This window comes from Vibrio sp. NH-UV-68, assembly GCF_042940635.1.
GTDB lineage: Bacteria > Pseudomonadota > Gammaproteobacteria > Enterobacterales > Vibrionaceae > Vibrio > Vibrio pacinii.
The window spans coordinates 956,126-968,844 of sequence record NZ_CP134976.1; the positions used below are offsets into that span (position 1 = coordinate 956,126).

Below are 12,719 nucleotides of genomic sequence, written 5' to 3' on the forward strand. Positions count from 1 at the left end.
CCCTTGTCGAAAGATAAGGGGATTGTTTTTAACGTTGTTTATTTAGACGTTTTGAACTCCGCAACCGCACTGTCCATCTCATTGGCTTGTGCCGAAACCAGATCGACTTCGCTTAAACATTGCTGAGCAGAAGTCATATTACTTTCCGATATTGTGTTTAACTCAGTGATTGAGTCACTGACCTGATTCATCACAATTCCTTGCTCTTCAATGGCAGAAGCAATGCGTTCCGAGTTGGCTTGAATGGTTTCCATATCATTGATGATTTGGCTGAGGCTACTATCCAGGGTACGAGAAGCCGATAGTGTTTGGGCACCTTGCTCATTACATTGGTCAATATTAGTCACGACTTCAGCCATTTGATTCTGGATAGCGGAGACAACTTTAGTAATCTCTTCGGTTGATTGATGAGTTCGGCTCGCAAGCGCGCGTACCTCATCGGCAACCACTGCAAATCCGCGGCCTTGTTCACCAGCACGAGCTGCTTCAATCGCAGCGTTAAGAGCCAATAGGTTAGTTTGCTCGGCAATCTCTTGGATAATATTTACCGCATCGCCAATTTTATCGACATGATTGTTGAGTGAACCAATGGATTCTTGACTACTGCCTAAGATTGAGGAGAGTTGGTCAATGTTGTTTACTGTGGAATCTACAACTTTACGTCCATTTTTAGCATTAATAGACGCTTGTTGTACCCCTTCAACGGCAACTGAAGTGCTTTCAGAAATTTCATTAATGGTCAGTACCATTTCTTGAACCGATGTTGCCATCGTGCCTGTATGATCGGCTTGAACATGGAATTGCTCAATTACGTGTTGTAGCTCGTTATGCATACTAGACGTACTGTGAGTGAGCTGCTTAGACTTTGTTTGTGAACCAGAAATCAACGCTTCAAACTTATCTAATAACATATTGAAATGATTGCCAATAACTGAAAGTTCGTCTTTCTTGGTTAAGTTGGCACGCAATGACACATTGTTGGTTCGAGCAATCTCTTGAATGGCGAGGAGTAGATTCGCCACCTGTTGGTTAATAGTGCGCGAAATTTGGAAGATAAACACAAAAATTATTAAAACCACCAATGATGTGACCGTTATTTTTAGTGTTGCTATTTGAGCACTTGATTCGTTGGTTTGCGCTTCTAACGCCTCGGAAAATGCCTTGAATTGTTCTTCTACGGCATGTGACAAGTTACGCGTATCGCCAAGTAATCCTTCGTTATATTTAAGGCCGATCATTTTCGCCTGAGCGATATAACTTCTGGCTGCGGCGATCAGAGCTGTCGCATTGTTGGGCAACAAGTCAGGTGAGAGCACTCCTTGCGATACAGCGTTATCAAACTGGGACAAATTAACCAGTTCATCGCTCGATAAAGAAGGGCGAAGCGAGTCAAGTGCTTTGTTGTAGGCGCCAACAAGCTTTTCATTGCTAGCCAGTCCCAGCTGTTGATAAGCTTGCACCAGTTTATTAAAACCAGCTTGGTAGGCAGTAATATCGCGGCGCAGCTGTTGGCTAGAGGGGAGGTCTTGTTCTTTTACAATAACAGCGAGTTTTTCTTCAAGATCGAAGAAAGTCTGTATGTTTTTGTTGAATCGATCCAAATATTTTACGTCTTTCCTCAATAAGAAGTCTTTTTCGTTTCGTCGCAAATTCAAAAGCCGAATCTCTAGATCCGCTACTAATAGGCTGGCTTGATGGAGTTGAGAAGTGGTTTGGGCAAATTGCATGGTTGCAAAAACAATGGTTATGACACCAAATATGGCTACAACACCTAATGAATACAGTTTATTCTTGATATTCATAAGATTACCTTAGTTCGTTAATATTATTCATTTATTGGTATTAATCCAGATAGTAGTTGTTATTTATAGATGTATCAATTATCTCGACTCATTCTGCCCATGAATTTAAGTTAAATATCGAACTAGTTCGACTAAGAGAAGTAAATTTTGGAACGCATAGAAAAGTATCACGCATTAATATTTGATATGGATGGCACCTTGATCGACACCATGCCAGCGCATTTGCATGCATGGCGCTCGACCGCCGAGCATTTTAACTTTCCGTTTACTCAGCAGTGGTTACATAGTTTAGGTGGGATGCCGAGTTATAAAATCGCGGCAGAGGTCAATGCGAAGTTCGGCTTAAACTTAGATCCTAAGCAAGTGTCACGTTTCAAAATGGCGGCGTTTGCTGCTATCGAACAACCGGGTGAGTTAATCGCCTGTACGTTGGAGGTCTTTGAGCATTTTTATGGTAACAAGAAATTAGCGGTCGGAACGGGAAGCCAGCGCGATAGTGCGATCAGGTTACTTACTATGAGCAACTTAATCGATAAACTCGATGCGGTTGTAACGGCCACGGATGTTGAACATCATAAGCCTAATCCTGACACATTTTTAGCAGCGGCAGAGCTCATTGGTGTAAAACCGGCGGATTGTGTGGTATTTGAGGATACTAAGCTTGGCTTACAGGCAGCGCATGCGGCTGGAATGGACTGCTTTTTGGTTGAAGCTAACGAGCTAGTGTTTTACCCACTAGAAAAATAATAAGAGCCGCGCAAGCGGCTCTGTATCATTAGCGATCCCAATAGGCCTCTTCAAGGCTATCTTCTCGCTCTGGTAGAGCTCTTGCGAGGCGAGGAGAGTGTTGGGTTAATACTTCATAGCTGACGCGGTTGGCGTACTTACAAATTTGCGACAACGACGAATAAGTCAGATATGGCTGATCGTGTTTCGATGAGTTTGGAACATTAACCTGATGATGGCTGTTGGCCGCCATATCATGCAATAGTGCAGACAGCGCTGCATCGCCCGCGCCATTGGTGTTCTTAATTTCCAAAGGACCACCGAGATACGGGCCAATGTGCGAATACACTTTTACTGGCGTTTGACAGTCAGTTTTGCGCATTGCACGACTAAATTCATATTTATTAAACTCAGGAATATTACCTGGAAGCAGCGGCAGCTCGGTTTCACGTTTGACGCTCTCTTCGGTGTAACCAGCCATGTATAAGCCAACCGCACCTGCAGTACAAAGCACCAGATCAACCCATTCAAGTGCTTTATCCGCAGCAAGTAGAGGATCTTTCTCTCCGGTGAGAGCTTCACTTTCTTCTTCGTTCATGGCAATAATCGAGATATTGTCCTTGATGTAATCTTGCCACCATTTGGCGTTTCCTTCGATCACCCATTTAGTACCTAACGTCAGAACAACAGGTACATTTTTCGCGTTGGCAATCTCAATGGCACGTGCGACCGCTTTCGGCATTGGATCTTCAGGTTTACCACGCATTAGATAAGAAGAAACCACTAAGGCTGAGGCTTTATCAAACACCTCTTCAGGAATGCTCTCAGGATGCAGTTGGTTCATGTGACCTTCGTTAATCGCGAAAGTACGTTCGCCGTTTTCAGAAATCAGGGTGTAGCAACGGCCAATAGACCCTTCAACCATTTGCAAATGGTTAAGGTTCATGCGCGAAGAGGTGCGACATAAATAGCGGTAAGCAAATGAACCCACTTCAATATTACGAGACATGACGCCGAGTAGCACAGACTTGCTATCAGCAAGAACCGAGTAGTTGTGCAAGGTATTTCCAATCGTGTCGCCAGGGTATTGGTGAGTGATTAGCTCGCGCTGAACAAGTTCTTCATATAACGCATCGGCTTTACTTTCTTCAAGAACCAGCGAATGGCCTTTACTCAGTTCATATTTGTTAAGAAATTCATCATCAACACGTGCTTCGATATCAACGATAGTTTGTCCTACACCCACGACGATAGGTCGATAAAGTTTTGGGGTCTGCTTGATCTGATTGACGAGTGGATCACGGGCGTGAGTAGGGAAGTAATGCTTAGATTTGCGCTGTCCGGGAAATTTCATGTTTAGAATAGAGTGAGAAATTTTCCCGGATGATATCACAAAAATGAAATGGTGCTTTCATATTTATTACATCAAAAGATGCCGATTATGTATCGACATCACTAAGATGTTATTTTTCACCTAGATACGAACCGTATGCTTTAGTGCCCCAAAGTGGAACCGTCGACAAGCTGTGTTTGAAGCTGCCAGAGGTCTCTTTAGTAGAGTAAGACAAATACATAATGGTCTGGTTTTCAACATCAAGAATACGGCGAATTTTCATGCTCTTGAAAAAGATACTTTTCGACTTCTTGAAAACCACTTCACCATCGTTTGACTTGTCGATTTTTGCAATCATCTCAGCTGTGATCTCGCCGGTTTGACGACAAGATATTGAGCTATCACTTGGGTCTGCAAAACTGAAATCGGCTTCAATTGATGCCACATGACAAGTTACGCCAGTGACGATTGGGTCTTGCATATGATTGAGCTTGATGTCCTTCATCGTGAAAAGACCTAGGCTGACATCTCCCACTTCGTCGCCTGAACACCCCATTAGCGCGGTTACGAGAGTTGTGGCTATCAATACCTTTTTGAACATGATGGTTTCTCCAGATGATTATGAGCTTTGTTTTGTGCTCACTATATCAGGTTTTAGATACTGATCGACCTATGATGACTAAAAGACTTGTGACCTCAAGTGGTTATCGAGTAAGCTTCCAACACACTTCTTGAATTTGCAACAGGCTTAATTCCTATCATGTCGATACCTAAGATCGCTGAAATCAAAAACCAATGGCTTTATCAGCAAGTGGAGGTTGAATTTCCGACCAAAGAAAGTATCGCAGGAATGGCATTGTACAAAGACGACCTTTCTCACCGTGATTTTGTCGCTTTGTCATCCGATCAACCTTTGAGTAATGAGTTTAATCAGGACGATATTTTCCAAGTGGACTTTCATCGCTTAACCGTGATGTTTGCGTTGCTTCAAGCCAGACGCTGGTCACAAGAGCGTGAACAAGAGCTGATAGTTGAATTCCTTACTCAAATAATCTATTCACCGCCGTGTAATTTGTATATTGGATTCAGACAGGGTGAGCCAGTTGCGGCGGCGATCGTCACTTATGCTGATGAAAGCTTGTTGATCTCTGATCTGATCGTTAGCGCACACAGCGAAACGAGTGAGCAAGGATTTGTTGCGGCGCTGACCGCTAAGTTGTCAGATATTGTCGAGCAGGCTAACCAAGTTTTGCTTGAGGTGAGGCGTTAATCCATTCTCCTGCGAGTGTTGTGCTAAATCGATCCCAGCCAAACAGTGATTTAGCCTAAACTTCTGAGCTTGAAACCGTGGATATCCAACAAACTGTTAAGCACATCATTTCATTGTCTTGTTTGTATCTTATTATTTGCTAACGGCAATAGATAGGATAATACGGATGACTGAGCCTCGGGCTAAATGCGTGATCTTCGATTGTGATGGAACACTGGTCGACAGTGAAAGACTGTGTTGCCTTGCTTTGTGCGCCACATTTAAAAAATTCAACGCCACACTGAGCATGGATGAAGCCATCAAACACTTCGAAGGTGGCAAGTTGGCTGATATTCTTAGTGCGACCAAGCAACGTCTCGCAGTAAACGTCTCTATAGATAAGCTTGAGCCGGTATATCGAGAGATTTTAGATGCGCTATTTGAACAGAAGCTTAAGCCGATGGATGGTGTGTTCGAGCTGCTTGATTATTTGCAGCGCCACGGTATCGAATATTGTGTGGCCTCTAATGGGCCGAAAGTAAAAATTAGACGAAGTTTAGAGCTCACCGGATTATTGCCTTATTTTGAAGACCGGATATTCTCGGCATTTGATACCAACAGTTGGAAACCTGAACCAGATTTAGTGCTATACAGTGCAATGACTATGGGGTTTAGGCTTGAGGAGTGCATCTATATTGATGATACCCCAAAGGGCCTTGAAGCAGGGATCCGAGCGGGTGTGAAAACCGTGCAATTAGTCGGTCTTAACGATAAAGGCCACGACCAAGCGATGCAGACCATCGACAATTTGCGGCAGTTAGAGCAAGTGCTTTAGCAAAACAATCTACACACCTAGTGGCACTGTAGACTGATAAACTTAATAGACTTGGTGCGATGCGTTAATTCAGTCGGTGCAGGGGGGATTTTACTTACGCTTTCAAAGAATGAACCGCATTCTGCACACAACATATTATCGCTTTCCGATAGTAAATATTCTTGGCTACCACATAGCGGGCAGCACAAGGTTGTTTGTTCGGTAGGGTTACCATTCATAGTCAAATTCTCAGCAGCAAGATAATAATAATCTAATCGTTAATTATTTTTAGCTTAGGCGAATCCAATGCCTAGCTTTTAATCATTCTATCTTAGTCTAATCGCATTCTAAAAAGTGCGTTTCACCGAGAATTAACTCAAGAATGGGAAGCAATTCATATATTAAAAAATGCTTATATACGTTACTTTTATGTTAACTGTTAAATCAATCTGCCCGCGATTCACGCGGGCAAAAAAATCGAACTTAAGTACGTTCGGCCAAATACGCCGTGTAGTCGGGGATCTCGATGACCACTTCTTGCTCCATTAAATCCGATTCAATGATGAATTTAGCGGTCGCGCGATTGGTCGCGACAGGAATATTCCATACACTGGCGATGCGCAGTAGTGCTTTTACATCAGGATCGTGCGGAACGGCATTGAGTGGATCCCAAAAGAAAATAAGCGCATCTATTTTACATTCAGAGATCAGCGCACCAATTTGTTGGTCGCCGCCCATCGGACCACTAATCATGCTTTTGATTGCAAGCCCAGTCTCTTTACTCAGCATATGACCAGTTGTGCCAGTTGCGTAAAGAAAGTGCCCCTGAAGCTTATGTTTATTTTCTGTCACCCAGCGCAGTAGCTCAGGTTTGTAATTGTCGTGCGCAACAAGGGCGATATGTTTGTGTGCAGGTAGAGTGCGCGTTGTTTTTTCCATTTATAATTATTCCTAATTGTTTTCGTTATAGACGTAAAAGGTAGGTCGGTACTCTGAAGGTGATAAAGACTCGGAGATCACCTCAGGATTAAGTCGCAGTGGTGTTAGTGGTTCGATAATCGGCGCTGCTTGTTTTTCATATGGCAGGTCGCGTAGGTAATGGACCGCTTGTCGTATTGACAAACGACCTTGCTCAACCATTTTGTCGCTTGGGGCAAATTCTACTCGACCACGCAGTAATCCTCGGTAAACCCCGTGACTTAAGTAGGTTGAGACCAAACCAATCGACCCGCTGTTACCACTGCTTCTCAGTTCGCTGATAGCGGCTTCAATCGCGACGGCACTGCCGACAATGTAGCGTACATTGTTAACATCAATCGCCTGCTGAACAAGGTTACGTTGTAACTCCTTGTCATTGTCAGCCCAGTAAGTATCACTTACCACAATATCGCTGTCTTTAATCGCTGCATAAAAGCCTTGTATCACGGGCTTGGTTCCACCGCTAGATTGTGGTCCGGGCAACAAGACAACAGAGGTAATACCGCTACCAGATGGGTGTTGGCTTTTTAAATACTCACCGGCGTAATAACCCATCCAATACCAATCGACACCAACTTCGCCCTTGACGATGGATCGATTGGATTTATCTGTAATGAGTTTATTCACGGTCGCGAATACGGGAATATCGTTGACCTCTTGACGCAGCGTGGTGGCAAACACATCCGGTGCCACTGTGCCGAGTATGATCGCGTCGGCTTGCCATTGGGTGCACAGTGCGAGTTGTTCTCTCTGTTTATCAATATTGGGGTAGCCACCTGCTTCTAACACGCGCAAATCAACACCTTGCTTACGCGCTTCATCAACCATACCGTAATTAACCGACAACCAATAGGAGTCTTTCAGGTGTGGATAAACGGCGCAGATACGCTCGGCGGCATTTGTTGACACGGCAAAACAGGTCAACAGTAAGGTTGCCATTAGTCGAGTGTATAATTTAGTTGTGAAGATCAAAGGCATGCAGTAATTCGTTGGTAAAGGCAGCATAAACACTGCAAAATATAACCTATTATCGAAAAGTTAAGAAGTGATGAATCTCAATGTTACTCGCTAAAGCCAGTATTGGACGTAAGTTATTACTGGCCTTCCTTGCTATGGCGCTACTGGTGTTAACATCAGCGCTAATTGGTGTGTTTGGCTTTAGTTCGGTGGCGAAAACGGAGCGCAATGTCGTTAACTCGGCTATTCCGTCGATGCTAGAAGCGCGACAGGTATCTGTATTGAGCTCAAAAATCATCTCTTCGGTCCAAACGTTATCTAATGCAAAAACAGAAGTTCAGCGTCAACAATCGGGTAAAGAATTGTTTAACCGATTGGAGTCGCTATTAACGCACATTAAACAACTTGGCTCAGACTCATTCGACTCTGAGTTGCTGGCAAGGCTTGAGAATAACGTACAAGGTGTCATCGATACCTTAGCAAAACTGGGGATCGCAGTAGAGAAACGCTTGGTGTTAAATCAACATCTTGTCGTGAAAACCGAGCAACTACGTGATTTCGCGCAAGAGCTGGAGCAGTTAACTCGCACACAAGTTGCAAATACTTCAACGATTGCGGTTGCCAATGTGACCCATATTTATTCTCTGCTCGAACAGCAAGATGTTGAAGATGTTTATCAAGCGCTCGATGCCTTGGTTGAAGTCGATCTCGACCTTGCAGAACGTTTGCACGAATTTCATCTGTTGGCATTTAAATTACTCAATCATATTGAAGAAACACGCACAGTGTCGGATATCAATCGTATCCGTACTATTGCCGATGAGTTCAAACACAACCTAAAGATTATGAAACGTCGCGTGAACGCGGTTGAAGATCCTACGCGATCGATGCAAATGGTTGATTTACTGGTCAAGCTACAATCACACTCGGACGTGTTTGATCTGCTTGTGCGTCGCGATGAGAATGAGCGCAATGCTCAACAATTAATGCAAGATACCTTGACGCAATTTACCACGCTCAACACAACAGTAAATAAATTGGTTGATGAGTCGAATTTGGCCACAACGCGTGCGGTCGACGAATTAAAAACCACTCTCGACTACGCACAATTAACGCTCACTATTATTACTGTATTAGGCATGGTGATCGTCGTTTTGATCGTTTGGAAGGTCGTCTATGTCTCGGTCGTAAAACGTCTTGCGGAGTATTCCTATGCGCTACTGTCTATTGCCAAAGGTCAGTTGCAAGTTGAGTTAAACATTAAGGGCAACGATGAGCTCGCGCATATGGGCCACGCGATCATCACCGCGCGGAACACCGCGAAAGCACTCAAGGTTGTTGCTGAAAGCGAAACAAAAGCGAAACGAGAGCTCCAAGAGCATAAAGAGCATTTGGAAGAATTGGTTGCAGAGCGAACTCAGCAGCTACAGCTGGCGAATTTACGTTTGAATGAAGAAGTTGAAAATCATGCCCATGCTCGCAGGGCCGCAGAGCAAGCCAGTCGAGCTAAAAGCGCTTTCCTTGCCACCATGAGTCATGAAATCCGAACGCCTATGAATGGTGTGTTGGGCACCGCACAGCTGTTGAAAGATGCCGGTCTCAACCCCCAGCAAAGTTATTATGTTGATGTGATCAATCGTAGCGGAACTCACTTACTGGCCATTCTTAATGATGTGCTGGATTATTCAAAAATCGAAGCTGGTCATTTAGAAATCCGCCCAGTGAATTTTAATTTGTATGCGCTTATTGATGACATTACCCGTCTACATGATGGACGTGCGCAGGAAAAATCGATTGAGCTTAGTAATCTGATAGAAAGCGATGTTGCCAAGTTTTGGCTGGGTGATGTTAATCGAATTAGTCAGGTATTGAACAACCTCGTCGGTAATGCGATTAAGTTTACTGAAGGCGGTCATGTAGATATCTATGTCGCATGTGATCCACAGATGCCGCAAAATATTACGTTTGAAGTAAGCGATACGGGGATAGGTATCGCTGAAGAAGCATTGCCGACGTTGTTTGATGCTTTCACCCAAGCCGGACCGAGCCACGCGATCAAAGGGGGGACGGGACTAGGGCTCGCAATCAGTAAGCGAATTGTAGAGGCGATGGGCGGGCAACTTTATGTTGAGTCAACACGCCACAATGGCAGTCGTTTTTGGTTTACTGTGCCATTACAGTTAGGTGAAGAGGTACGAGAGGTTGAAGCACTCCGTGACTGCAGCATTAAAGCAAAAGTGCTGCTGGTGGAAGATAACCCGGTAAACTGCATGGTCGCAGAAGGTTTTCTTAACAGCATGGGACATGAAGTTAAAACCGCTGTTGATGGTGCCTGTGCGAAAGAGATGTTTGCCCGTGAATCATTTGACATTGCATTGCTTGACATCAATCTGCCAGATTGCAATGGTGTAGAACTGCTTGCAGAACTTAGACAGAATGAGAAGAGTGGGAACATTAACAGGGCAATACCAGTGATTGCACTCTCAGCACATGTTTACAACGAAGAAGTAGCAAGCTATTTATCGGCAGGATTTGATGGTTACCTGGCCAAACCTATTGATAAAAGTGCATTGTGCCAGATGATTCAAAATAGTTTGGATGGCAAAAGCTTACAGTTGGAACAAGATCGTCATCAACCAGTCAATGTAGAGGTGCCAACTGACACTGAGATCATTAACCCCAACGTGGTATTGGCTGATTTACAGGTGTTGGGTGAAGATAAAATGCGTGACCTTATTCAGTTGTTTGAACAAGGGACAACGCAGATCTGCGCCGAGTTACAGTATGCTTACGATAATGGCAATGAACAGCAGGTCATTCAATTGGCGCATAAACTTAAAGGTTCTGCAGGCAGCCTAGGTTTGGGTGCGTTGTTTCAATTGTGTTTGAACATTGAGACGGCGTCACACCCTTTGAAAAGTTACCACGATCAGCAACACAATTTGCGCGAACTTGTTTTTGCCTCTTGTCAGGCTTTACACAAAACATTAAACACAGAGGTTGAATGAATCATTTAGAGTCCAAACAACTGGTAATGAACCCCATCACCGCGAAAGATTGGTCACTGTTCGAAAGACTGCATCAAGATGATGAAGTGATTCGCTATGCTTTTGATAAACCGACGACTGACGAAATTCGTCAGCGTTTTGAATCGCGTTTGCCTGTATGGCGTTGGCCAGACAAACATTGGTTGTGTTTAGTGATTCGCGAGAAGACGACGGGAGAGGCGATTGGTGTGACGGGATTATGTGTTTCTGAACAAAACCAACAGCAAGTGGAAGTCGGCTATCTTTTGCTGCCAGAGTTTCATGGTAAAGGCTATGGGACAGAATCTCTGATCACGCTTATCCAACATGCAGCAAATCAACTACCGATAACAATCGTTAACGCCATTGTCACCGATGGTAATGTCGCTTCATGTAAAGTTCTTGAAAAAGCGGGTTTTTCTCTCAAAGAGCGAGAAAAAAATGCTTATCAGATTGGCGGCAAGTATTACGATGACCTGATTTATTGCTATCAGGTTTAATCAACAATGTCAGACCACGGTTAGGTGAACTTTTATTAACCTATGATCGTATTTTGTTGAGCTAAGATGGTAAAAAAGCAGCGTAAGCTGCTTTTTTACTTAGAGCTGAATTAGTGTTAGCTAATCGCAAGCTCAAGGATTTTGCGACTTTGGGTTAAATCAATCGCTTGATTCTCACCTAAAGCTACCATACCGTGTTGCTCTAATTGCTTAACAACAGTATCAACCGCTTCCTGCTTAGTACCCTGATAACCATTAAACTGAGTATCGACACCAAGCGACAAGTAGAATGCCTCTATTGCTTTAATGGTCTCTTCAGCTAGATTGTCAGAGTCAGCAAAGCCAAAGACATTTTTGCCCATTTGCTCAAGTTTGGCTTGCTTCACGGCAAACTGATTACGCAATAGCGAAGGTTGTACAATAGCCAATGATCTCGCATGGTCGACTGCCCAAAGAGCGGTAAACTCATGGCCGATCATATGCGTTGCCCAGTCTTGCGCAACACCCGAACCGATCAGACCGTTTAGAGCTTGGTTCGCTGTCCACATCAGGTTAGCGCGCCATTGATCGTTATCACGAGCGTCAAATTGTTCACCCAGTGTCTTTAAGTTACGCAATAATGCTTCAGCATAACCGTCTTGAACCATTGCACCGTGGTCAGTGGTCAGGTACTGCTCGCACACGTGTACCCACGCGTCAACGATGCCGTTGATCAACTGCTTTTCAGGCAACGTTTTCATTACATCAGGATCCATCACGGCAAACTTAGGCTGCACATGAGGCGTCATAAACGGAAGTTTATCGTGAGTTTCAGCTTTGGTAACCACCGCACCCATATTCGACTCAGAACCCGTCGCGGGTAGGGTTAGAATTGCGCCAATTGGAATGGCTGCTGTCACTTGGTGTTTGCCAACCATAATGTCCCAGCCGTCACCGTCATATTTTGCGGCAGCGGCGACATATTTTGAACCATCGATAACAGAGCCACCACCAACAGCAAGAATAAAGTCAATGTCTTGTTCTTTGGCGATCGCGACAGCTTTGTCGAGGGTTTCTTTGGTCGGGTTTGGCTCGACACCAGAAAACTCAGACCATTGATGATGAGCAAGTGCTTGGCTGACTTGGTCATAAACGCCATTGCGTTTGATAGAGCCACCACCATAGATCACCAAAACTTTCTGATCGGTTGGAATCACCGATTCAATCGTTTTGATTTGGCCTTGACCGAAATGAATTTGTGTTGGATTTACGTAGGAAAATTGCATGGTAATTTTGCCTCTTGCTTCCGTGTTGGAATGTATTGTTTAACTTCATTATGCATATTAGTCTTGACT

General features: G+C 44.1%; 11 protein-coding genes. 5 read left to right on the forward strand and 6 right to left on the reverse strand.

Annotated elements, in window-relative coordinates; translation table 11 throughout:
- Nucleotides 1–38: 38 nt before the first annotated feature.
- Nucleotides 39–1,802 carry a methyl-accepting chemotaxis protein gene (locus tag ViNHUV68_RS18635; protein ID WP_038176503.1) on the reverse strand — a complete coding sequence of 588 codons (1,764 nt, stop codon included), beginning with the start codon at nt 1,800–1,802 and terminating at the stop codon, nt 39–41.
- A gap of 144 nt (nt 1,803–1,946) precedes the next feature.
- Between ViNHUV68_RS18635 and ViNHUV68_RS18640 the strand changes: the two genes are divergently transcribed.
- Complete coding sequence (locus ViNHUV68_RS18640; protein WP_391091869.1) at nt 1,947–2,549, forward strand: beta-phosphoglucomutase family hydrolase; 603 nt, start codon at nt 1,947–1,949, stop codon at nt 2,547–2,549.
- A gap of 28 nt (nt 2,550–2,577) precedes the next feature.
- Here the strand turns inward: ViNHUV68_RS18640 and ViNHUV68_RS18645 are convergent, their stop codons facing one another.
- Together ViNHUV68_RS18645 and ViNHUV68_RS18650 are read right to left on the reverse strand one after the other, a co-directional pair.
- A complete protein-coding gene (locus tag ViNHUV68_RS18645; RefSeq protein WP_391090618.1) occupies nt 2,578–3,882 on the reverse strand; it encodes an inosine/guanosine kinase in 1,305 nt (434 codons plus the stop codon).
- 109 nt (nt 3,883–3,991) lie between these two features.
- Complete coding sequence (locus tag ViNHUV68_RS18650) at nt 3,992–4,462, reverse strand: CreA family protein (protein ID WP_038176508.1); 471 nt, start codon at nt 4,460–4,462, stop codon at nt 3,992–3,994.
- Between the two features lie 159 nt (nt 4,463–4,621).
- Between ViNHUV68_RS18650 and ViNHUV68_RS18655 the strand changes: the two genes are divergently transcribed.
- On the forward strand, nt 4,622–5,131 hold the full coding sequence (locus tag ViNHUV68_RS18655; RefSeq protein ID WP_391090620.1) for a flavodoxin: 510 nt from the start codon (nt 4,622–4,624) through the stop codon (nt 5,129–5,131).
- Between the two features lie 166 nt (nt 5,132–5,297).
- Entirely contained in the window at nt 5,298–5,945 is a 648-nt protein-coding gene (locus tag ViNHUV68_RS18660) for an HAD-IA family hydrolase (protein WP_038176512.1), read from the forward strand.
- 462 nt (nt 5,946–6,407) lie between these two features.
- On the opposite strand, the gene ViNHUV68_RS18665 is transcribed toward ViNHUV68_RS18660, so the two are convergent.
- Nucleotides 6,408–6,863, reverse strand: a complete 456-nt coding sequence (locus tag ViNHUV68_RS18665; protein ID WP_038176514.1) for a methylglyoxal synthase — start codon at nt 6,861–6,863, stop codon at nt 6,408–6,410.
- A 12-nt stretch (nt 6,864–6,875) separates the two neighbouring features.
- A complete protein-coding gene (gene torT, locus ViNHUV68_RS18670; protein WP_391090623.1) occupies nt 6,876–7,880 on the reverse strand; it encodes a TMAO reductase system periplasmic protein TorT in 1,005 nt (334 codons plus the stop codon).
- Nucleotides 7,881–7,960: 80 nt separating this feature from the next.
- Between torT and torS the strand changes: the two genes are divergently transcribed.
- Together torS and ViNHUV68_RS18680 are read left to right on the forward strand one after the other, a co-directional pair.
- Complete coding sequence (gene torS, locus ViNHUV68_RS18675) at nt 7,961–10,867, forward strand: TMAO reductase system sensor histidine kinase/response regulator TorS (RefSeq protein WP_391090625.1); 2,907 nt, start codon at nt 7,961–7,963, stop codon at nt 10,865–10,867.
- On the forward strand, nt 10,864–11,385 hold the full coding sequence (locus ViNHUV68_RS18680; protein ID WP_038176517.1) for a GNAT family N-acetyltransferase: 522 nt from the start codon (nt 10,864–10,866) through the stop codon (nt 11,383–11,385). The genes torS and ViNHUV68_RS18680 overlap by 4 nt, the downstream gene beginning before the upstream one ends.
- Nucleotides 11,386–11,501: 116 nt before the next feature.
- Here ViNHUV68_RS18680 and ViNHUV68_RS18685 read toward each other — a convergent pair whose 3' ends face one another.
- Nucleotides 11,502–12,650: an iron-containing alcohol dehydrogenase gene (locus tag ViNHUV68_RS18685; RefSeq protein WP_391090627.1), complete on the reverse strand. Its 1,149-nt coding sequence runs from the start codon at nt 12,648–12,650 to the stop codon at nt 11,502–11,504.
- Between the last annotated feature and the right edge of the window lie 69 nt (nt 12,651–12,719).